Annotated in this window: 21 protein-coding genes and 3 tRNA genes; 10 read left to right on the top strand and 14 right to left on the bottom strand. The window is 31.6% G+C overall.

All coding sequences use genetic code 11. The annotated features are described in order from the left end of the window. Positions 1 to 9: 9 nt before the first annotated feature. Positions 10 to 1,188 carry an acetyl-CoA C-acyltransferase gene (locus ACQ0RB_RS14205; RefSeq protein ID WP_335976164.1) on the bottom strand — a complete coding sequence of 393 codons (1,179 nt, stop codon included), beginning with the start codon at positions 1,186 to 1,188 and terminating at the stop codon, positions 10 to 12. Between the two features lie 131 nt (positions 1,189 to 1,319). On the opposite strand from ACQ0RB_RS14205, the gene ACQ0RB_RS14200 reads away from it, so the two are divergent. Next, positions 1,320 to 3,365, top strand: a complete 2,046-nt coding sequence (locus ACQ0RB_RS14200) for an HD family phosphohydrolase (protein WP_430499247.1) — start codon at positions 1,320 to 1,322, stop codon at positions 3,363 to 3,365. A gap of 34 nt (positions 3,366 to 3,399) precedes the next feature. Here ACQ0RB_RS14200 and ACQ0RB_RS14195 read toward each other — a convergent pair. From ACQ0RB_RS14195 to ACQ0RB_RS14180, 4 genes are all read right to left on the bottom strand, one after another. Then, positions 3,400 to 3,473, bottom strand: a tRNA-Arg gene (locus tag ACQ0RB_RS14195). 30 nt (positions 3,474 to 3,503) lie between these two features. Then, positions 3,504 to 3,578: transfer RNA gene (locus ACQ0RB_RS14190), tRNA-Pro, on the bottom strand. A 7-nt stretch (positions 3,579 to 3,585) separates the two neighbouring features. Beyond that, positions 3,586 to 3,669, bottom strand: a tRNA-Ser gene (locus tag ACQ0RB_RS14185). An 84-nt stretch (positions 3,670 to 3,753) separates the two neighbouring features. Further along, complete coding sequence (locus ACQ0RB_RS14180; protein WP_430499245.1) at positions 3,754 to 4,413, bottom strand: HAD family hydrolase; 660 nt, start codon at positions 4,411 to 4,413, stop codon at positions 3,754 to 3,756. A gap of 268 nt (positions 4,414 to 4,681) precedes the next feature. Here ACQ0RB_RS14180 and ACQ0RB_RS14175 point away from each other — a divergent pair, with 268 nt between their 5' ends. Then, entirely contained in the window at positions 4,682 to 5,119 is a 438-nt protein-coding gene (locus ACQ0RB_RS14175) for a hypothetical protein (protein ID WP_134198883.1), read from the top strand. Here ACQ0RB_RS14175 and ACQ0RB_RS14170 read toward each other — a convergent pair. The 8 genes from ACQ0RB_RS14170 to tsaD form a co-directional block, all read right to left on the bottom strand. Continuing rightward, positions 5,116 to 6,297 (bottom strand): THUMP-like domain-containing protein, encoded by a 1,182-nt coding sequence (locus tag ACQ0RB_RS14170; RefSeq protein ID WP_430499243.1) that lies wholly within the window; start codon positions 6,295 to 6,297, stop codon positions 5,116 to 5,118. The genes ACQ0RB_RS14175 and ACQ0RB_RS14170 overlap by 4 nt on opposite strands. 7 nt (positions 6,298 to 6,304) lie before the next feature. Further along, positions 6,305 to 7,393 carry an AI-2E family transporter gene (locus ACQ0RB_RS14165; RefSeq protein WP_430499241.1) on the bottom strand — a complete coding sequence of 363 codons (1,089 nt, stop codon included), beginning with the start codon at positions 7,391 to 7,393 and terminating at the stop codon, positions 6,305 to 6,307. 21 nt (positions 7,394 to 7,414) lie between these two features. Beyond that, the gene (locus tag ACQ0RB_RS14160; RefSeq protein ID WP_430499240.1) at positions 7,415 to 7,915 is read right to left on the bottom strand and encodes a TrmH family RNA methyltransferase; all 501 of its coding nucleotides are present in this window, start codon (positions 7,913 to 7,915) and stop codon (positions 7,415 to 7,417) included. A gap of 49 nt (positions 7,916 to 7,964) precedes the next feature. Then, positions 7,965 to 8,426 (bottom strand): hypothetical protein, encoded by a 462-nt coding sequence (locus ACQ0RB_RS14155; protein WP_129760002.1) that lies wholly within the window; start codon positions 8,424 to 8,426, stop codon positions 7,965 to 7,967. A gap of 36 nt (positions 8,427 to 8,462) precedes the next feature. Continuing rightward, complete coding sequence (locus tag ACQ0RB_RS14150) at positions 8,463 to 9,104, bottom strand: DUF4159 domain-containing protein (protein WP_430499238.1); 642 nt, start codon at positions 9,102 to 9,104, stop codon at positions 8,463 to 8,465. A gap of 1 nt (position 9,105) precedes the next feature. After that, entirely contained in the window at positions 9,106 to 9,810 is a 705-nt protein-coding gene (locus ACQ0RB_RS14145) for a 16S rRNA (uracil(1498)-N(3))-methyltransferase (protein WP_430499236.1), read from the bottom strand. A 2-nt stretch (positions 9,811 to 9,812) separates the two neighbouring features. Next, the gene (locus tag ACQ0RB_RS14140; RefSeq protein ID WP_131506620.1) at positions 9,813 to 10,451 is read right to left on the bottom strand and encodes a peptidylprolyl isomerase; all 639 of its coding nucleotides are present in this window, start codon (positions 10,449 to 10,451) and stop codon (positions 9,813 to 9,815) included. A gap of 173 nt (positions 10,452 to 10,624) precedes the next feature. After that, positions 10,625 to 11,647, bottom strand: coding sequence for a tRNA (adenosine(37)-N6)-threonylcarbamoyltransferase complex transferase subunit TsaD (gene tsaD, locus ACQ0RB_RS14135; protein WP_430499233.1), 1,023 nt, complete (start codon positions 11,645 to 11,647; stop codon positions 10,625 to 10,627). 93 nt (positions 11,648 to 11,740) lie between these two features. Here tsaD and ACQ0RB_RS14130 point away from each other — a divergent pair, with 93 nt between their 5' ends. From ACQ0RB_RS14130 to ACQ0RB_RS14110, 5 genes are all read left to right on the top strand, one after another. Beyond that, the gene (locus ACQ0RB_RS14130; RefSeq protein ID WP_430499231.1) at positions 11,741 to 16,159 is read left to right on the top strand and encodes a translocation/assembly module TamB domain-containing protein; all 4,419 of its coding nucleotides are present in this window, start codon (positions 11,741 to 11,743) and stop codon (positions 16,157 to 16,159) included. 140 nt (positions 16,160 to 16,299) lie between these two features. After that, positions 16,300 to 17,286 carry a 6-phosphofructokinase gene (pfkA, locus tag ACQ0RB_RS14125; RefSeq protein ID WP_131506622.1) on the top strand — a complete coding sequence of 329 codons (987 nt, stop codon included), beginning with the start codon at positions 16,300 to 16,302 and terminating at the stop codon, positions 17,284 to 17,286. A gap of 16 nt (positions 17,287 to 17,302) precedes the next feature. Further along, entirely contained in the window at positions 17,303 to 18,304 is a 1,002-nt protein-coding gene (gene gap, locus ACQ0RB_RS14120) for a type I glyceraldehyde-3-phosphate dehydrogenase (protein WP_134198891.1), read from the top strand. A 62-nt stretch (positions 18,305 to 18,366) separates the two neighbouring features. Next, positions 18,367 to 19,227: an N-acetylglucosamine kinase gene (locus ACQ0RB_RS14115; RefSeq protein ID WP_430499228.1), complete on the top strand. Its 861-nt coding sequence runs from the start codon at positions 18,367 to 18,369 to the stop codon at positions 19,225 to 19,227. 12 nt (positions 19,228 to 19,239) lie between these two features. After that, complete coding sequence (locus ACQ0RB_RS14110) at positions 19,240 to 19,602, top strand: methylglyoxal synthase (protein ID WP_131506624.1); 363 nt, start codon at positions 19,240 to 19,242, stop codon at positions 19,600 to 19,602. A 30-nt stretch (positions 19,603 to 19,632) separates the two neighbouring features. Here the strand turns inward: ACQ0RB_RS14110 and guaC are convergent, their stop codons facing one another. Then, positions 19,633 to 20,673 carry a GMP reductase gene (gene guaC / locus ACQ0RB_RS14105; RefSeq protein ID WP_129760011.1) on the bottom strand — a complete coding sequence of 347 codons (1,041 nt, stop codon included), beginning with the start codon at positions 20,671 to 20,673 and terminating at the stop codon, positions 19,633 to 19,635. Positions 20,674 to 20,823: 150 nt separating this feature from the next. On the opposite strand from guaC, the gene ACQ0RB_RS14100 reads away from it, so the two are divergent. The 3 genes from ACQ0RB_RS14100 to ACQ0RB_RS14090 all read left to right on the top strand — a co-directional run bounded on the left by ACQ0RB_RS14100 (position 20,824) and on the right by ACQ0RB_RS14090 (position 22,773). Beyond that, positions 20,824 to 21,156 carry a hypothetical protein gene (locus ACQ0RB_RS14100; RefSeq protein ID WP_131506625.1) on the top strand — a complete coding sequence of 111 codons (333 nt, stop codon included), beginning with the start codon at positions 20,824 to 20,826 and terminating at the stop codon, positions 21,154 to 21,156. Positions 21,157 to 21,298: 142 nt separating this feature from the next. Beyond that, complete coding sequence (locus ACQ0RB_RS14095) at positions 21,299 to 22,042, top strand: hypothetical protein (RefSeq protein ID WP_430499225.1); 744 nt, start codon at positions 21,299 to 21,301, stop codon at positions 22,040 to 22,042. Between the two features lie 35 nt (positions 22,043 to 22,077). After that, complete coding sequence (locus tag ACQ0RB_RS14090; RefSeq protein WP_430499224.1) at positions 22,078 to 22,773, top strand: hypothetical protein; 696 nt, start codon at positions 22,078 to 22,080, stop codon at positions 22,771 to 22,773. Positions 22,774 to 22,832 lie beyond the last annotated feature (59 nt).

Genomic DNA, 22,832 nt, shown 5'->3' with positions numbered 1-22,832 from the left:
TAAATGTATTTAGTTGCGTTCAACTACAATTGCCGATGCACCACCACCACCATTACATATAGCTGCAGCACCAATTTTTGCATTGTTTTGTTCTAATACGTTTAAAAGTGTAATTATAATTCTAACACCAGAGCATCCTAATGGATGACCTAAAGATACAGCACCTCCATTTACATTTACATTACTATCATTCAACCCAAGAAGTTTAATGTTAGCTAAACCAACAACCGAAAATGCTTCATTAAATTCAAAAAAGTCAACATCGTCAATAGCAATACCAGCTTTATCTAAAGCTTTTGGTAAAGCTTTTGCAGGAGCTGTAGTAAACCATTTTGGTTCTTGTGCAGCATCAGCGTAACCCTTAATAGTCGCTAAAGGTTTTAAACCTAAAGCATCAGCTTTTTCTTTACTCATTAATACCATTGCTCCAGCACCATCATTAATGGTTGATGCGTTAGCAGCTGTTACAGTTCCATCTTTTGAAAAAGCAGGACGTAATGCAGGTATTTTTTCCATTTTTACATTAGTAAATTCTTCATCTTTACTAATAACTATTGCATCTCCACGACGTTGAGGCACTTCAACAGGAACAACTTCATTATCAAATTTTCCTGCTTCCCAAGCAGCAGCAGAACGTGTGTAAGATTGAATTGCATAAGCATCTTGGTCTTCACGTGAGAAACCGTATTCAGTAGCACATGCATCAGCACAAACTCCCATTGCATTTTGGTCGTATGCATCTACTAAACCATCTTTTTGCATACCATCTACTAATGAGGTAGGTCCAAATTTAGTACCAGTTCTTGCATGTAAATAGTGAGGTATTAAGCTCATGTTCTCCATTCCACCAGCAACAACAATATCGGCATCACCTAGAGCTATAGATTGAGCAGCTTGCATAACAGCTTTCATACCTGAAGCACAAACTTTGTTTACAGTAGTACATGGAACAGAATCAGGAATTCCAGCAAAAATTGCGGCTTGTCTTGCTGGTGCTTGACCAGTTCCTGCCTGTACAACATTTCCCATTAAAACTTCATCAACTAATTCAGGTTTTAAATTTATTTTATCTAGTGCGCCTTTTATTGCTACAGCTCCTAGTTTTGGAGCTGGTATTGTAGATAAACTACCTAAGAAACTACCTATTGGAGTTCTTGCTGCAGATACAATTACTACCTCTTTACTCATTATAATATACGTTTGTTTTTTATAGGTGTAAAATTAATCATTTTTTTGTAGAGTTAAGAATGAAAACACTATTATAAAACTAATATTACTTTCAAATTTTATTACATTTGGTAGCATAGTAAAAAGGCTTTATGAAGGAATTGATAAACAAATGGTATAGAAATCACGCACTTATCTATAAGGTGCTTTTATTTTTAAGTACTACATTTTTAATAGTGTATTTGTTTCCTAAAAGTGGAAAATTTAAATACAATTTTGATAAGGGAAAACCTTGGCAGTCAGAAAATTTATATGCGCCTTTCAATTTTGCAATTAAAAAGACTGCAGAAGAGTTAAATGAAGAAAAAGCTACAATTGAAAGTAATAGTACTGTTTATTTTAATATAAATGAAACTACTAAAAAAGATGTTTATAAAGCTTATAATGAAGAGTTTGACAAGGTTTTTTCCGACAGTATTTCTAGGGCGAATACTTCATTATACTCAATAGGAGAGTCTGTTTTAAATCAAATTTACTCATTTGGTGTTTTAGATGAAGAATATAATTATGACTCTAATAAAAAAGTAGTTTTACTTAATAATCAAAAACAAGTTGCTACCACTTTTTATTCTGAACTCACAAAAACTGATGCATTTAGGTCTATATTAGAAAAGGCTTTACAAAACTCTAATAACGCAAGTTATACAACAAATTTTGTGTCCTTGTTTTTTGATATCGTAAAGCCAAATTTAACTTTAAATAGTTCTATAACTGATAATGCACTTCAAGAAGAACTAAATAGAATATCACCAACAAGGGGAAGTGTTGAAAAAGGAACTCTGTTAATATCAAAAGGAGAACTTGTTGAGGGTAAAAAATATGATGTTTTAAAATCTTTAGAGTCCGAATATGAATCTCAAGTTTGGAGTGAGTCTAACTATAATTGGGTAGTTTTTGCCTATGCTTTACTAGTTGCTTTAGCCTTATTGATGCTGTTACTGTTTTTAAGAAAATATAGAATGAAGGTGTTTTTAGATAACACTAAGGTGACATTTATTTTCTTCAATATTATTTTAATGGTATTGCTCACAACATTGATAATTAATTACAATGCTAAATATGTTTATGTAGTTCCGTTATGTGTTTTACCACTGGTTTTAAAAGCATTTTTTGATGCACGTTTAGGTTTATTTGCTCATGTACTAACAGTTTTATTATTAGGTTTTATAGTTCCTAATAGTTATGAATATATGTTTTTGCAAATTATTGCAGGAATTGTAACTATACTTACAGTTTCTGAATTGTATAAAAGAGCAAATCTATTCATATCTGTTGGTCAAATTACCTTCATATACATTATAGCATATTTCGCTTTTTTTGTAATTCATGAAGGAAGTATAACCAATATTCAACCAGAAACATTTGGTTTATTCATTTTATGCGGACTAGCAACCTTGTTTGTGCAACCGTTAATATATATCTATGAAAAAGTGTTTGGTTTAGTATCTGACGTATCGCTATTGGAATTATCTGATACAAATACAAAATTACTGAAAGAGCTTTCAAATAAAGCACCAGGAACGTTTCATCACTCCTTAAACGTTGCAAATCTAGCCGAAGCGTGTGCAAACGAGATAGGAGCCAACGCAATGTTGGTAAGAGTAGGAGCATTATATCACGATATAGGAAAAATGAAAAATCCTACTTACTTTACAGAAAATCAATCAACAGGAATTAACCCTCATGACGAATTATCGCCTAAAGAAAGTGCTAAAATTATCATTGACCATGTAATTGATGGAATAGAAATTGCTAAAAAAAATAATCTTCCTGATAGAGTTATTGATTTTATTAGAACACATCATGGTTCAAGCTTGGTGTACTATTTTTATTTAAAAGAAAGAGAATTAAATGAAGATTTAGAAAAAGATGATTTTAGATACCCTGGGCCAAAACCATTCAGCAAAGAAACAGCTATACTTATGATGTGCGATAGTGTTGAAGCTGCTTCAAAGAGCTTAAAAGAACCTACATCTACTAAAATAGATAAGTTTGTCGAAAACATTATAAGTAAGCAAATGGAAAGTGGTCAGTTTTTAAATGCTAACATTACTTTCAAGGAAATTCAATCTATTAAAAAAATCCTTAAAAGTAAACTCGCAAACATTTATCATTTAAGAATAGAATATCCTGAATAAAAAAAAGCCATATCGTTTGATATGGCTTTTTTTGTGATCGCGACAGGATTCGAACCTGTGACCGTCTGCTTAGAAGGCAGATGCTCTATCCAGCTGAGCTACGCGACCCTTCAAGAATCTAATCGATTCTGAATCAAGTCGGGGTGGCAGGATTCGAACCTGCGACCTCCGCGTCCCAAACGCGGCGCGATAACCGGGCTACGCTACACCCCGAAAATTGCGGAGAGACGGGGATTCGAACCCCGGCAACACTTACGCGTTGACAGATTAGCAATCTGCTCCATTACCACTCTGGCACCTCTCCAATGCATTATATAAAGAACGTTCCTTAAATGCGGATGCAAATGTAACTTTTCATTATAAAGAACGCAACTATTTTTTAAACTTTTTATTCAAAAAAATATTTCGAAACCTCATAGTTTATCTCATTAAAACTGCTAATCACTTTATTAGCTTTAGAGTAGTCCTGATTTTTTGAATGTTTACTATCGTATCCAACACAAAAAATATTAGCTGCATTTGCTGCTAAAATACCGTTTGTCGAATCTTCAATAACAATACAGTTTTTTTTATCATGACCAGAAAGTTCAGCAGCTCTCAAAAATATTTCAGGATGTGGTTTTGAAGCTTTTAGTTCTGCACCACTAATTTTTGCTTTAAAATATTTGTTAAGGTCAAATTTATCAAATACCTTGTTTATAGTGCTTCTAGATGCTGAAGAGGCTAAAACCAAAGTGATCTCATTGTCATGATAATCCTTAATAAGCTCATAAACGCCATCTAACAATTGTAAGCTATCGTCAGTGTCAAATAAGTTGTTAAAATGTTTACGTTTAGTAAGTTCTAAGTCAACTGGATCTTCATCTAAACCAAAATGAGTACATAAAGCTTTACATACATTTTTTGTGGATTGTCCTGTAAAAGATTCGTAGTGTTCAGTGGTAACATTTAAACCAAAGTCTGAAAACATAGAATGGTAAGCTTTATGGTGTAAAGGTTCGGTGTCTACAATTACACCATCCATATCAAATAATACAGCTTTTAGCATGTTGTCAATTTTTTTGCGAATATAATGATGATTATAGCTTTAGTCATCAATCAGACTCGTTTAATCTAAGTTTTTGTGTTAATTATGACTTATAATTAATTGAAAAAGAGAACGCTAAACTACTTATTTATGTTAAAAAATGGTAATCAAATGCTTAAAAAATGGTTACTTGTCGAATAAATTAAACACTTTATCGAATATTTTGATTGGTTGAAAACTTTTTTAACATATATTTGCTGCAAATATTTTCATTTAAACCCCAAATCGAATGAAACCTAACTTAACCAACAAAGCTATTGCTTTTGCAATAGTATGTACTACATTTTTTAATTGTTCTATAGAATCTATAGACAATTCACAATCAGAATCATTGATAGTTCAAGAAGAGATTCAAACTGTAACAGAATCTACTACATGTAGTGGTTCTAATCCAACAGCTAGAATAACAAACAATGGAACTGTTATTGTCGATTTTGAAATACTTACAATTGATGGAACATTATTGGATAGCGAGTATAGTTTAGCTCCAGGAGAAAGTTCTTCATGGAAAACTTTTGATCAAGGAGATATTATTTTTTCAATCACCAATGAAGATCCAAACATAAACGATTTAAAAGTTGCTTATAACATGAGCGCTTGTATGGAATTTGATATGGAGATTGGACCAGATAACTTGCTAACAACAGCAACACCTGAATCACTTTAAGATATTTTTTTACAAATAATCACAATTTTTTCATTATGAAGGTTTGTTGTGAAAAAGACATAAGTGTCGCCTCCATCTTTAATTTTGAATTTTTTTCGAATTTGCTGAACCGCTTCAGGAAAGTTTCGAGTACTTATATTAGCTTTTTCATGCAGCTCCTTTTTTAGGAGCTGCTTGTTATATGGTAATACACGGTCAATTTTAAAACGTCTTCCTGGAAACTCAACTAACTCTTGTAAAGTGTATAAATGAGTATGTTGATGAAGTTTTAAAACATTTAATTGTTTTGAAACAGATTTGAAACCACCAGATTTTAATACTGCTGCATTGGGCTCGTACAAATAGGTTAGTGGCTCGCTAAAATTGGTTGTTATTGCTTGTTCTTCATTTAATTTAAAATCAAATGTTTCTTCAGCAGTTTTATTAATGTTTACTGTTTTAATAGTGGTTTCTGCTTCAAACCCTTTTTCTAAAATCCAAAGTAGCTCTTTAACCTCGTTGTTAACAGCAATAATATGTATAGTTTTTACATAATTAAGTTCACTAATTCCAACAGATATATCTAATAATGGAGAGGTTTTTATCATTACATTATTAGTATGATTGAAAATAGTGTTAAGATGTTTTGGTACATCAGGCAGACAATCTTTTAAAAAAAACACCTTACCCTTTGTGTCGTGTCTTCTGGACGGATCAATATAAACCCAGTCGTATTGTTTATTATTGTTTAATAATTGAGAAACTCCATCATTAGTTATGGTTTCAATAGTATTAACTCCTAGTTCTTTATAGTTATGCGAGACAATTTCAGAAAGCTCACTGTTAATTTCGCAGTGAGTAACTTCTTTGAATTTTTTTGAAAAATAATAACAGTCAATTCCAAAACCTCCTGTAAGGTCTATGATAGAATCACCAGTTATTAAACTCGATTTATATTTAGCAGTTACTTCTGAAGAAGTTTGCTCAATATTTAGCTTGTTTGGATAGTATATTTTTTCGGTATTAAACCATGTTGGGAGCTTTGTTTTACAGCGTTGTTTTGCTTCTATTTGCTCTACTAGTAGTTTTATGTCAACATCAGAATGATGATTCTTTTTTAATAATAAATCGGCAGTGTTAGAATTTATGTTTTCATTTATAAATTCTTGATTTATAGTATTTAAAATATTTTTATTCAAAGTAAAACTATAAGTCTTTAGTAAGTTTTTTTACGACCTTATTTTCTGAAAGAAACTCTTTTAAAATCACTTTTATAGCAGTGTAAGCAGGTACTGCAATGATAAGACCCACAACACCAAAAAGGATTCCAGCAATTAGAATAACCAAGAAAATTTCCAACGGATGTGATTTTACACTTTTTGAGAAAATTATTGGCTGACTTCCAAAGTTATCAATCAGTTGTCCTATAATAAAAACTAGAAGTACCCAAAACGTTTTTGGCATAATCACTTCGCTAAAGCTTGCACCAAGATTACTTGTCATTGTTAGTGTAATCATTAAAGCAGCTCCAACCAAAGGACCAACATAAGGGATAAGGTTAAGTAAAGCACATAAAAAAGCAATAACTACAGCGTTTTCAACACCAATTATTAATAATCCAATAGTATAAATTATAAACAGAATTAAAATTTGAAATATAAGGCCAACAAAATAACGCGAAAGCAAGTCTTTAATTTTGGTTGAAGAATTGCTCCATCTGGTTTCCTTATCATCTGGAATAAAGGTCATAATTCCGTTTTCAAAAAGACGACTATCCTTTAAGAAGAAAAACGAAATGAATAAAACCGAAAACAGTCCAATGCCAAAACTACCTAATCCGCTAGCTAGCGAGTTTAAAAAATTAGGAATTAGTGCGTAATCAATCTTATTTAAAAGATTAGATTCTTTTATAGATTTTTCAACATCAATATTATTAATTTCAAAATAGGTGAGTGCCTGATGGTATAAATCTTGAATGTTACTTTGTAGCTGATCAATATCTAATAATGACAAATTATGACTTTGCTTAGTAATTAAAGGAATAAACAATCCTATGAGCCCAATTAAAAGTCCTAAAAAAATAGCCATTGTAGTAATAACAGCTACAGTATTATTGAATTTTAATTTTTTTCTTAAAAATAAAACTATAGGTCTACCGATTAATGAAATAACAGCTGCAATAGCAATGTAAACTATTACGGCTTGAATTTTATACAAAAAAAACAATGTTAGCACTATGCCTAAAACAATAGCTAATGCGCGTAAAATTCCGTTGGAAATAGTTTTTGAATTCATAAAGTAAAGATATAAAATCTACTACATTAATTGCTTGGTGATTTCATATAAAGCAATTGTTGTGGCTTGTACCACATTCATACTGCTGTTTTGTCCAAACATATTAATATGCAATACGTGGTCACACTGTTTTAAAAGTGACTCTGAAACACCAAAATTTTCATCTCCAATGATTAGAGCGATAGGTTGATTTTGCACAAATTGATGATTATGTATTGGTTTACTGCTAGATGTAATCTCTAAAGCAATTATTTGATAGCCTTTGGCTTTTAGAGAAGTTATTACCTCAAGCGTGTTTTTTGCAAACTCGTAGTTTACAAACTTTTCGGTTGAGCGTGAAGTTTTAGTGACTTTTCTGCCAATGGTAATGCCTTCTCCGCAAAACACAATATTTTCTATTCCAAAAGCATCAGCTGTTCTAAACAAGCTGCCAATATTTGGTGCGTTGTTAATGTTATCGCAAACAATTGTTATCGGGAATTGTTGTGGCTTAAAATTGGTATTGTAATGATTGAGTTGCAAGTAGTTTATTTTAATTTATGTTGTAGCATATAAAAATAGAAGCATAAAATTATTCTAACCCAAAAGCTATCTCATAATAAGACTCTTGTAAATCCTTAATTATTAAATGCTCTTCCCACTCATTTGTCATATTCACTTGATGTATTAACTCTGAATCCTTCCAAAAATAAGTGCTATTAACAATAGTGTCAAGGTTGTTGGAAGAAACATTAGGAGTAAGTTTGAATATTTTGGAGTAAACCAAATTATTATTGTAATAATAAAAAAGATATTTATATGAAGATTTATCATACAGCATTATATTAACTTTCATTCTTATAATATTCTCTTTATCGTCTATTAAGGTTAAAATATTAAAATCACCTCCATTAGAATCTCCATCAATATGGTCAGATGAATAATTTTGTTCTATTTCTTGATATTCTTCAGAATTTTCAACATTAATAATATATTTATTTATATCATTTATGTTCTTGTCTTGATGACAGGAAAGATAAAGGAGTGAAAGCATTATAATGTGAAAAAGGTTTTTCATAAAATAATCCTTTTAATTCTCAAAAGCATACTTTACAATGTTTGCCCCCATTTTTAAAGATTTTTCTCTTACCTCTGGTGGGTCGTTATGAACTTCTGGGTCTTCCCAACCATCGCCTAAATCGCTTTCAAAAGTAAATAGTAAAACCAATCTGCTTTCATAAAAAATACCAAAAGCTTGTGGACGTTTACCATCGTGTTCATGAATTTTTGGTAAACCGTCAGGAAATTTATAAGCAATATTGAATATATCGTGTGATTTTGGCAATTCAATCAATTGTGCGTTAGGAAATACCTTTTTAAGTTCTTCAGTAACATAAGGTCGCATTCCGTAGTTATCATCAATATGTAAAAAACCTCCTGAAATAAGATAGTTTCTAAGGTTTTCGGCATCTTCATCACTAAAAAACACATTTCCATGTCCTGTCATGTGCAGTAATGGATATTGAAAAATATCAATGCTACCGACTTCAACAGTTTGTGGATTTGGATTTATTCTAGTATTAATGTTGTTATTACAAAAGTTAATAAGATTAGGTAATGCTGTTGGGTTACTATACCAATCGCCACCACCTTTATATTTTAAAACAGCTAATTCCTGAGATAAACCCAAAGTAGAGTATAGAAAAGCGATGATTAAAATTAGGTGCTTCATATTATTGATTTACAAAAGCTACAGAATGGCAAGCTACAATTGCAGCGGTTTCTGTACGCAATCTTGTGTCTCCCAAAGTTACAGGAATAAAATTATTTTGAAGTGCCATTTCAATTTCTTTAACACTAAAATCACCTTCTGGCCCAATAAGTATAATGATGTCTTGAGTTGGTTTTAAAAGATCTTTTAAAGATTTTTTATCAAGCTCCTCACAATGTGCAATAAATTGTTGTCCGTTAAACTCTTGAGAAATGAAGCTTTTAAACGATATAGCGTTATTTAATTTTGGCATAAAAGCACTCAACGACTGTTTTGTGGCAGATTGAATAATCTTTTCAAAACGCTCTGATTTTATGACTTTACGTTCGCTATGGTCGCAAATAATAGGAGTGATGGTGTCTATTCCTATTTCGGTAGCTTTTTCTAAAAACCACTCGTACCTATCATTCATCTTTGTTGGAGCAACCGCTAAATGTAAATTGTAATTATGCTTTTGCTGTAGGGTTTTAGATGTAATTTCTGCCATACAGTTTTTTATATCTGCAAACTGTATTTTGGCAGTGAATATATAACCGTTTCCGTTGGTAATATGCAGTTCATCTCCAACCGATTTTCGCAATACCTTTATAATATGGCGACTTTCATCTTTTGGAAATGTAATTTGAACAGCGTCTTCAGTTAATTCAGGATTATAAAATAACTGCATTGTTAGTATGTTGGTTCGGTAATTTTAAGCACTTTAATTTCTTCAATAAGCTTAGTGTCATGCGTTTTTACGACTACGTAATAAGCGTTTTGAGTTGGCACATCAACTGAAAAAATATCATTTACACTATGCTTTCCATTAATAACTTGATCTTCAAATTCTGGAAACATATCACCTTGTGTAAACCAACCTAAATCACCTCCACGTTTTGCACTATCATCCATTGAGTAGTGTTTTGCAAGGTCTTTAAAACGGTAGCCTTCATTGTATTTTGAGATAATATCAGCTCTCAAGTCATCAATATCTTCCATTGATTTTTTATTGCCATCAAGAAAAATATAACTCACTCTATAATACGGGATTTCTTGTTTTTCAATAACCTTATAATGGGTTTTATCCATTTCGTTTTTATAGACTTTTTTTCCTCCTTTTTTAAGCTTAAAAAGATCTTTGGCTAACCTAGTATTATGTTTTTCTTTATTGAAGGTTATAATTTTTCCTTTAAGCGCTTTATTGCTTTCAATAAATTTAGTAGCAAGCGTTTCATCTTCAATAGAATCTAATTTCTTTTCGATGCTATTTTGCCCAACAGCAATCATTGTAAAAAAGCCAAATGCAATACACAGTAAGTTTTTTGTCATAATGTAGGATTGTTATGGTTTCAGTTCAAAATTAAACCTATTGTTGAAACATAAAAGGTCTTAGGTTTTAAGTTTTTAAGAATTGATTGTTTATAACTTGATTTTGAGCCACTTTTTATTTTAAACTAATCAAAACCAAAAAGTTCAAAAATCCTGAAAGTAGCTTGCATGATTTATAGTTTCAATCGAGCAGAGGCAACAACATTGTTTTGTGAAAATTCACCCTCTAAAAACTTTAAATATCCAACAATAGCAATCATTGCAGCATTATCTGTGGTGTATTCAAATTTTGGAATATAAGTGGTCCAACCAAATTTTTTCTCACCATCTTTTAGTGCTTTTCGTATGCCAGAATTTGCAGACACACCACCACCAATAGCAATGTGTTTGATACCAGTTTCTTTACTGGCTAATTTCAGTTTATCAATTAAAATACCAATAATAGTATATTGTATAGACGCACAAATATCATTGAGATTTTCTTCAATAAAATTTGGGTTTGCTTTTGTTTCTTTTTGAATAAAATAAAGAATTGCAGTTTTAAGTCCAGAAAAACTAAAGTTTAATCCGTCAACTTTAGGTTTGGTAAACTTAAACGCTTTTGGGTTTCCTTGTTGTGCTCTTTTATCAATTTCAGGACCAGCAGGATAACCTAAGCCTAATATTTTTCCGCTTTTATCATAAGCTTCACCAACAGCATCATCAATAGTTTCTCCAATAACTTCCATGTCAAAGTAGTTAGACACTTTTACAATTTGTGTGTGTCCACCAGAAATGGTCATTGCTAAAAACGGAAATTCAGGCTTATTAAAATCTTCTTCATCAATAAAATGAGCTAAAATATGCGCTTGCATGTGGTTAACATCAATTAAAGGGATGTTTAAACCATAAGCCAATGACTTTGCAAAAGAGGTTCCTACAAGTAACGAACCCATTAAACCAGGACCACGAGTAAAAGCAATAGCATTAAGCTGAGATTTTTCAACACCTGCTTTTTGTAGTGCTTGTTGTACAACAGGAACTATATTTTGTTGATGTGCTCTCGAGGCTAATTCTGGTACAACACCTCCATATTCTTCATGAATTTTTTGGTTTGCAACAACATTGCTTAAAATCCTTCCGTTAAGCATAACCGAAGCTGCTGTATCATCACAAGATGACTCAATTGCTAGTATGTAAATATTTTGTGAAGCCATTAATATAAATTAGGCACAATAATTGTTAATTTTGGCTTCAAAGTTATAACTTTAAAACGTATCAAAAAATTTTTAAAAATAGTATCTAAGCTCTTGGCAATTCTTTTGCTATTGTTCATCATTTTGGTGTTGATACTTTCTATTCCTGCTGTACAAACGCGTTTAGGGAAACATGCAACAAAACTGGTTAATGAAGAATTTGGTACAAATATCAATATTGAAAAAGTAGGATTGCAGTTTAATGGAGATGTAGAGTTAAAGCATATTTATGTTGAAGACTACAAAAAAGATACGCTCATTAATATTGCCGAATTAAATACATCAATCATTAATTTTAGAAATCTTTACAATGGTAAACTTGCCTTTGGAGATATTGATATTATTGACCTTACCTTTAATATAAAAACTTACAAAGGTGAAGACCAAACTAATTTAGATGTGTTTGTTGCAAGGTTTGATGAAGAAAATCCTAGTAATGAAAAAAGTGGATTTTTACTTTCATCTAGTGACGTGTCTATTTATAATAGTACGTTTAGAATGCTAGATGAAAACAAGGAAAACCAAAAAATACTTGAATTTGATAACCTTAACATTAATGCAACTGACTTTTTAATTGATGCAAGTGATGTAAGTGCTCGAATCAATACTTTGTCGTTTAGAGATAGTAGAGGATTGTCAATTCAAAATATGGTTACAAATTTTGAGTACACATTAGACCATATGTCGTTTAGCGATTTGAGTATAAAAACTGAAAACTCAAACCTTAAAGGAAATGTGCGATTTGATTATAAACGTGAAGATTTTAAGGAGTTTACCGATAAGGTTAATGTTACTGCAAATTTTGAAGATTCTGATATTTTCTTAAACGACCTTAATACATTTTATAACGAGTTTGGTGTTTCTCAAAAGGCGAATTTTACTGTTGATTTGTCAGGAACACTTAACAATCTTTATGCTGAAGAGCTAAAGCTTAATACAAGTTCGCGTACCAGAATTTACGGAAACATCAATTTTAAAAACTTGTTTAATAGCGAAGATGATAACTTTTCAATGGACGGAAAGTTTGACAACCTTTCATCAAATTACTACGATTTAAGAGCTTTATTACCAAATATACTAGGTGAGTCTATTCCTTCAATATTTTCTAAGCTTGGAGATTTTAACATAAATGGTACATCTTATATAACATCTACAACTATTGATGCCGATTTAGATATTTATACAGATTTGGGTGAAATAAGTTCCAATCTAGAAATGACTCGTGTTAATGATATTGACAACGCCAGTTATAAAGGTAATGTGGTGTTTAATGATTTTGATTTAGGAAAATTGCTAGATAATCCTGAAATAAAAACCACCTCATTTAACCTTGATGTGGACGGAAAAGGATTTACATTAAAAAACTTATATACCAACATTGAAGGTCAGATTTACGAATTGGATTTTAACGACTACAATTACCAACACATAACCGTTTCAGGAGAGTTGGGTAATAATATTTATAATGGTCTTTTAAAGTCAACCGACAAAAATTTCAAATTCACGTTTGATGGTTTAGCCGATTTATCAAATGAGATTAAAGCTTTAGATTTTAAGGCTAATGTTGAATATGCAAACCTCAATGCATTAAACTTTATTAAGTCCGACAGTATTTCAGTATTTAAAGGAAATGTTGAAATGTCAATGAAAGGTTCAGGGATTGATGATGCTTATGGTAGTTTAAATTTTAAAAACACCACCTACATCAATCAAAATGACGAATACTATTTTGAAGATTTTGACATCTCATCTACATTTCAAAATAAAAAACGAACAATAGCTATAAATTCTCCTGATATTATTGAAGGTACTATCAGTGGAGATTTCAAGTTTAAGGATATTGGTAAGCTAGTTGAAAATTCAGTGGGAAGTATTTATACCAACTACGTTCCTAATAAAATTGAAGGCAACCAGTACATAGACTTTAATTTTAAAATCTACAATAAAGTCGTTGAAGCGTTTTATCACGATTTAGAACTTGGTAAAAACACTTTTGTAAAAGGTAGAGTAGAGAGTGATGAAAAAGGCTTTAAGCTAACATTCAAGTCGCCTCAAATACGTTTGTTTGATTATTTTGCTAACGACATTTCGTTGAGTATCGATAACAGTAACCCTTTATTTAATACTTATGTAGAAATCGATTCGCTCAACACAAAGTATTATAATGTGTCTAAATTCAGTTTAATTAACGTTACACAACGCGATACGCTTTTTGTAAAATCTGAATTTAAAGGAGGTAAGGACAATACAGATGAGTTTGACCTTAATATGTATTACACTGTTGATGAGAATAACAAATCGGTTATAGGATTTAGAAAATCAGATGTCGTTTTTAAAGGCAACACTTGGAATATTAATGACGAAAAAGACAACCTGCATAAAATAGTTTTTGATAGAGACTTTAAAGAGTTTGATATTGAAAAGCTTGTAATGAATAATTACAATGAGCAAATTGAGTTGTCAGGTGTGGTTAGAGACTCAACATATAAAAATATTAATCTAGGATTTACTGATGTTGACCTTTTAAAAATAACACCAAGAATTGATAGTTTAAACCTTGAAGGTTTAGTAAATGGAAAGGTAAATATTCTACAAGAAGATGGTGTGTACTTACCAACATCAAACCTCGATATCACTAACCTTAAGGCAAATGATTATGATTTAGGGTCTTTAAGTGCTAACATTACAGGAAATCAATCTCTAACCAATTATAAGGTTGATGTTAAACTTATTAATGATAATGTAAAATCCTTTGTGGCTAATGGTAATATTGATGTTGGCGACTCATCATATATAGATTTAAACTTAAGTTTTGATGAGTTTTTACTTAATCCGCTAGATCCTTTTGGAGAAGGTGTTATTACTAATATTCGTGGTTTAGCTACAGGACGAGCAACTGTAACTGGTAATCTCAAAAATCCAGATATAAATGGACGTTTATTATTAGATAATGCAGGATTGAGTATTCCTTATTTAAATGTAGATTACAGTTTTGATTTTGATTCAGAAGTAGAGCTCAAAGAGCAAAAATTTATATTCAATGATGTGGTTTTAACTGATTCTGAATATTTCTCTAAAGCAACACTTAATGGATTTATTGGTCATAATAGTTTTTCTGATTGGACTCTAGGGTTAGATTTAGAAACCAATCGTTTCTTGGTTTTAAATACTGATGATGACGAAGAAGCACTTTACTATGGAACAGCATTTGCAAGAGGTGTTGCAAGCATTTCTGGACCAACAGACCAGTTGGTAATTGACTTTGATGGAAGTACCGAAAAAGGAACCGTCTTTAAAGTACCACTTAACGACTTAGAAACTTATGGAGACAACTCATACATTCACTTTTTAAGTCCTGAAGAAAAGGAAGCACGCAGAAAAGGAGAGGAGTATGTTGAAACCGAAATAAAAGGACTGGAACTTAATTTTGACCTTTTTGTAACTCCTGATGCTGATATTGAAATTGTTATAGACCGTAATTCTGGTAGTACTATTCAAGGTTCAGGAAACGGAAACTTACTTTTTGAAATTAACACCAATGGTAAATTTAATATGTGGGGAGACTTTGTGGTAAACAAAGGTGTTTACAATTTTGCTTATGGTGGTTTAATACAAAAAGAACTTGTTGTTGAACCAAACGGAAGTATTCGTTGGGAAGGCGACCCAATGAAAGCACAAATAGACCTAAAAGCAATTTATAGTACATCTGCTAATCCTTCAGTATTATTAGATAATCCAATTAACAGAAGTATTGATGTAAATGTCGAAATAAGCCTAACAGGACAATTGGAACAACCTGAACCTAATTTTGCATTTAGTTTCCCTAATGTAGACTCTACAATTAAATCAGAGTTAGAATATCGATTAGAAACAAGAGAAAGTAGAGAGTTTCAAGCCTTAAACTTATTGTCTTTTGGTGCATTTGCTAGTGAAATCAGTTTGGGTCAACAAGCCTATGGTACCATTGCAGATAGAGTAAACAGTTTATTTAATAGCTTGTTTGAAGATGAAGATGGCAAATTACAAATAGGTGTCAATCTTCAACCTGGAGAGCAAACTCCAGATTATCAAACTGATGATAGATTAGGCTTTACATTAAGTACTAAAATTAATGATAAAGTATTCTTTAATGGTAAGGTTGGTGTGCCAATAGGTGGTGTTAACCAAACAGTAATTGCTGGTGATGCTGAGATAGAAGTACTATTAAATGATGATGGTACGCTTTCGGCAACGTTTTTTAATAGAGAAAACAGCATTAGAAACTTTGGAGAAGAAATTGGATACACACAAGGAGCAGGTTTATCATACAATGTCGAATTTGATACATTTAAAGAGTTAATCAACATTATTTTTTCTGGAAAGAATAAAAAGAAAAAGAATGTAAAAAAGACATCTGATAATGGCCCAAAAAAGAAAGACGACAACTTCCCAGATTACATCAATTTGAAGTCAGATTCGCAAAATAACGACTGATTTTTCAACTCACTTTTTCACATTTTTAATTTTTTTGTTAACGAAATCGTTTGAATTTTAACATACCGATAAAAATTTGCAGAAACCTTATTTTTATTGCTATATCTTTGTTAAGTTTACTTTTTATAATGTCGAATTTAATGAATAAAAACATAAAAAAAATTGCTGTTTTAACATCAGGTGGAGACTCTCCAGGAATGAATGCAGCAATTCGATCTGTAGTTAGAACTTGTGCATATCATAATATAAATTGTGTAGGAATTTATAGAGGATATCAAGGTATGATTGAAGGCGATTTTAAAGAAATGGATGCTCGTAGTGTAAAAGGCATTATTAACAAAGGAGGTACCATATTAAAATCGGCAAGGTCAAACGAATTTAGAACTGTAGAAGGTCGTAAAAAAGCCTACGAAAAACTTAAAGAAGCTAATGTTGATGCGCTAGTTGCTGTTGGAGGTGACGGAACGTTTACAGGAGCAATGATTTTTAGTAGTGAATATGATTTTCCAGTAATGGGAATTCCAGGAACTATTGATAACGATATCTTTGGTACTTCACACACTTTAGGTTATGACACTGCTTTAAACACTGTAGTAGATGTCATTGATAAAATTAGAGATACTGCAAGTTCACACAACCGTTTATTCTTTATTGAAGTAATGGGACGAGATGTTGGACATATAGCACTAAACGCTGGAGTTGGTGCAGGAGCAGAAGAAATTTTAATACCTGAAGAAGATTTAGGATTAGAACGTTTACTAGAGTCTTTACGTCGTAGTAAGCGCTCAGGAAAATCTTCGAGTATCGTTGTCGTTGCCGAAGGTGATAAAATAGGTAAAAACGTATTTGAGCTTAAAGACTACGTTGATGAAAACTTAGCCGAATATGAAGTGCGTGTATCTGTTTTAGGTCATATGCAAAGAGGTGGTTCACCTTCTTGCTTTGATAGAGTATTAGCAAGTAGAATGGGAGTAAAAGCTGTAGAAAGCCTTTTAGAAGGAAAATCAAACTACATGGTTGGTTTACTCAATGATAAAATGGCACTTACACCATTAGACCAAGCTATAAAAGGACAATCAAAAATTAATTTAGAATTACTACGTGTGTCAGATATCATGACCACTTAAACCTTAAAATAAGAATATGTCAAATTTAAAATTAGGAATCAACGGATTCGGAAGAATAGGAAGAATAGTTTTTAGAGCAACTATTAACAGACCAGATGTAGATGTTGTAGCAATCAACGATTTACTAGACGTAGAACACTTAGCGTACTTATTGGAGTATGACTCTGTTCATGGTAGATTTGATGGTACAATTGAAGTTAAAGATGGAAACTTAGTTGTAGATGGAAAAACAGTAAGAATTACTGCTGAAAGAGACCCTAAAAACTTAAAATGGGACGAAGCTGGAGTAGATATCGTTGCTGAGTGTACAGGTATTTTCACAACTTTAGAAACAGCTAACTATCACATTGAAGCTGGAGCTAAAAAAGTAGTAATTTCTGCACCAAGTAAGGACGCTCCAATGTTTGTAATGGGAGTTAATGATAACGAATTAACTGCTGACCACAAGATTGTTTCAAATGCATCTTGTACTACAAACTGTTTAGCACCTTTAGCTAAAGTATTAGACGATAACTTTGGTATTGAAGAAGCTTTAATGACAACTGTTCATGCAACAACAGCAACTCAATTAACTGTTGATGGACCTTCACGTAAAGATTATAGAGGTGGAAGAAGTGCTTTATTAAACATTATTCCTGCATCTACTGGAGCAGCTAAAGCTGTTGGTAAAGTAATTCCTAAACTAAACGGTAAACTTACAGGTATGGCATTTAGAGTACCTACTGCAGATGTTTCAGTAGTAGACTTAACTGTTCGTACTCAAAAAGAAACCTCTTTAGAAGAAATTAAAGCTGTTTTCAAAAAAGCGTCTGAAGGAGACATGAAAGGTGTGTTGGGTTACACTGATGAATTAGTAGTATCACAAGACTTTGTAAGTGATGCTCGTACAAGTATATTTGATGCTGATGCAGCTATTGAATTAAATTCAAAATTCTTTAAAGTTGTATCATGGTATGATAACGAATTTGGGTATTCCAACAAACTTGTTGACTTAGCTCAAAAAGTACACTCGTTATAATAATAATAATTTAATTCCGTAGAGTTTATAGTGCTTTACGGAATTTTTTTCACATAAAATTTATGATATTAATTGTTGATAGTGGTTCTACCAAATGCGATTGGATAGCAGTAGATAACAATGGTAACCAATTACTCGAAAAGATAAGAACCAAAGGGCTCAACCCAGCAATATTAAAAGAAAAAAAGCTTTTTAAGATTATTAAAGCTAGCGAAGAATTAATGACTGTTAAAGATCAAGTAACAGACATTTATTTTTATGGAGCTGGTTGTGGTACAGAAAACCCTAGATTACTACTTACCCAAGTGTTACGCTCTTTGTTTTTAAAAGCAAATGTAGAGGTAAAAGAAGATACCATGGCTGCTGTAAGAGCTACTATTAATACTCCAGATGAAGCTGCCGTTGTTTGCATTATGGGTACAGGTTCTAATTGTAGTTATTACGATGGTAAAGAATTACATCAACGTGTTAAATCATTAGGTTACACCTTAATGGATGATGCTTCTGGTAATTATTATGGTAAAGAATTAATACGAGATTATTATTATAATCATATGCCAGAGCAAATAAAAGTGGCTTTTCAAGATAAGTATAATTTAGAAGCCGATTATATCAAATACAATTTATATAAGCAACCAAACCCTAACGCGTACTTAGCTAATTTTGCTGAGTTTATGATTCTTAATAAAGATTCTGAATACATAAAAGAATTAATAAAAAAAGGTGTTAGGAGATTTGCAAAAAACATGATTCTTCAGTTTAAAGAAGAATTGAAAACTGCACCTGTACATTTTGCGGGTTCAATAGCATTTTTCTGTCAAGATGAAATTAAAGAAGTTGCTGAAGAGTTAAACTTTAAAGTAGGAAACTTTGAAAGAAGACCAATTGAAGGTTTGGTTAACTTCCACACAAATGCTTCATAATTTAGTAATACAATGGAAATAGCAATAATTGCTCATGATGGTAAGAAAGCTGAAATGGTTCAGTTTTTAAATCAGCATAAAGACATATTATTAAGCAAGAAAATAAATTTAATCTCTACAGGAACTACTGGAAAAAAAGTGAAAAAAGCAGGTTTTGAAGTTACAAGACTGCTATCTGGTCCTTTAGGTGGAGATGCTCAAATTGCTGCTAGAGTAGCAGAAGGACAATGTAATATGGTATTGTTTTTTAGAGATCCTCTTGAAAAACATCCTCACGAACCTGATGTACTTATGTTAATGCGTTTATGCGATGTGCATGATGTGCCATTAGCAACCAATCCAGCAACAGCAGAACTTTTAATGAAAGCACTTTAAATTAATAAAGTGCTTTTTTATGTATAGAAATTAAGGATTATAGACTTGATTTTCCTGTTCGGCAACTCTAATAAACGTAGTACGTTTAGTAAGTTCCTTTAAGCGTTCAGCACCAACATAAGTACATGTGCTTCGTAAACCTCCTAAAATATCTTGTAGCGTGTTTTCTACATTACCTCTGTAAGGAACTTCAACAGTTTTACCTTCACTAGCTCTGTATTCGGCAACACCACCAACATGTTTTTCCATAGCAGTAGAAGAACTCATTCCGTAAAACTGTTTATAAGGTTTACCATTGCGCTCTATGAGTTCGCCACCACTTTCATTATGTCCAGCAAGCATACCTCCAAGCATCACAAAATCGGCAGCAGCACCAAAAGCTTTAGCAATATCACCAGGAATGGTACAACCACCATCACTAATAATTTGTCCGCCTAAACCATGAGCAGCATCAGCACATTCAATAATTGCAGATAACTGTGGATAACCAACACCTGTTTTTACTCTTGTGGTACAAACGCTTCCTGGTCCAATACCAACTTTTACAACATCAGCTCCAGAGAGCAACAGTTCTTCAACCATTTCACCTGTAACCACATTACCAGCAATAATTACTTTATCAGGATATTGGTCTCTGGTTCGTTTTACAAACTCAACAAAATGTTCAGAATAACCATTAGCTACATCAATGCAAATGAATTTATATTGCGGATTAAAATTTAAAATTGAAGCTAGTTTTTCAGAATCTTGTTGTCCTGTTCCTGTGCTAATCGCTAAGTAATCTTCAATACCTTCAGGTGCGTTGGATGAAAATACATTCCAATCGGTAATAGAGTAGTGCTTGTGTATTGCAGTAAACAATTTATGTTTTGACAAGGCCAAAGCCATATCAAAAGTACCAACGGTATCCATATTGGCAGCCATGATAGGTATGCCTTTCCAGTTGACTTTACTGTTTAAAAAGGTAAATTCTCTTTCTAAATTAACCTGTGAACGACTCTTTAGTGTAGAACGTTTTGGTCGAATCATAACATCTTTAAAACCTAGTTTTATTTCATATTCAATGCGCATAATGGATATAATTGGGTTACTATCAAAAATACAAAACTCAAGTGGATGTTTTTGGTTGACTTATTAACAATTTATACAATTAGTTAGATTGATAAAATGTATATTAGTCATTGTTAAATATTGTAATCGACAAATAGATTAGCTTTTAATATGACTAAATATTATAAGGAAAAAGCACTTTTGGCAACCGAAAATAAGATTGATAGCATAAAGCGAGATGCTGATTTTTTTAAAAGAAATTTAAACAGATTTATTGTTTTTGGAACTTTAGCCTCTTTTGTAGCTCCAAATTATGGAAAAGACAAACCGCTTTATGCAGAATTAAATGTGTCGTATTATGATTTAGTAGTCTTTTTTGTAATTGTATTTGCTTCAATTTGTTTTATTAGTTACATTATATGGAAAGTTCAAGACAGGACAAGAATGCGGAAACTACTAAAGCGTAAAAAAGAATTAGAAGAAGAAATAAAGAGTTATGAGTAATTTATTAGCAGCTATTGATATTATGTTTTATGTAATGGAGTTTTGAGGTTGAGTTTTAAAAATAAAAAAACTAACTTCGTTTAACTGTCGATATAAATTATTAAAACAATTCATATCTAATTATTGAACGCAATTTGAATTGATGATAGGAAAATCTACCAATACTAAAATTAAACACATTCTTAAAGAGATTTCAAGAGCAAAAGAAGAAACTCTAACTATTGAAATTATCGACAACTCAAGATTTGTTTTCAAAGAACATCGGAATCATAAACAATTTCCAAATGCTTATGACTTAAAAATATATACTTTGCCAGATATTTACTATAAATATTTTGATTTGAAATTTATGTTTCAAAAGGAAGTTAAAGACCGAATAAATAAATCAACAGATTATTTAATCGACTCTATTGACTGGGTTTTGGACATGTCTAAACTTGAAGTAAATCAAATTGATGTTGTACTTGTAAAAACAGAATGGGAGGAAATTAATGAACTTCAGAAAAAGTTAATTGACTCGCTAAAAAAGAGCATAGACTCAATTGACTATCAGAATATTGGAAACACTTCTCGAAGTATAATGGACAAGTTAGCTCGTGAGGTATTTAACAAAGAAAAACACATTCCCAAAGACCCAAAAATAGAAGTTCATAAAGGAAAATTTAAAAATCAATTGAACACTTTTGTTTCTTGCGAACTATCTGGAAAATCAAATAAGGAATTGAGGAAAATAGCTGAGTCAAGCATTAACCTTGTTTCAGATTCAATTGATGTAATGAATAAGACGACTCACAAATTAGACGCTGATAAGAGATTCGCTGAACTATGTCTGATAAGCACTATTAACGTTATAAATGTAGTTAAAATAATTTCGGATTTTGAATAAAAAACTGCTCACAACAAATTATAACTTTGACTTAAATGAAATCACCATATAAAAATGTTGAAATTAAATATTGGACTTATCCAGACGGAAAAGACTTTAATGGAATTGAAGATTTCATTGGCGAAATCGACAGAGATTATTATCTGGAAGTAACCAAAAAAAGAACTGATGCACTTGGTGGAGGACTTTATGATTTAATAATTGAAATAAGTGAGGATTTAACTCTTTTAGAACTTGCTAAAAGTTACGTCGAAGATGGAGTAAAGCTTTATGTTGGCTATAACATTAAGAGGTTTTATGAATCAGTCAAAAAATTATTTCAAAAAAACCAAGAAGTTCATCCATCTGTTGAACAAATAAAAATAAAATTCAAAGACTGTACAATTTTCTTATACGAAGTTTATCAAAACGGTGTAGAAGAAGCATTTGACGAATTTGTTGAGCTTTTAATTTATTTAGCATTAAACAAAAAGAAAAAGCTTAAAAAAATAAAAGAAATACATACACCTATTTATAATAATCCAGATTCAAACAACTTATGTAATTATCGAGTGAAATTGGAATACGATGAAATTATCACAGAATTCAAGAAAGATGACTATTTGAAATTTTGGGGTATAAAATTTAAAAAGGAAAAAATGGTGTATGATGTAGAAAATGGAAAGTTTCTAAAGGAAAAATTCTATACTCAAAAAGCATATAATAAACTGCATGACAAGGAAAGTGAATAAAAACTGGTTACAACAACGTGTATAGCTCATTGCGGTTGAATTCCTAATCGGATTTTCAG

This window comes from Gaetbulibacter sp. PBL-D1 (assembly GCF_050509525.1).
Lineage (GTDB): Bacteria > Bacteroidota > Bacteroidia > Flavobacteriales > Flavobacteriaceae > Gaetbulibacter_B > Gaetbulibacter_B jejuensis.
The sequence above is the reverse complement of the archived record's forward strand: the minus strand, read 5'-3'. Positions and strand labels throughout refer to the sequence as shown.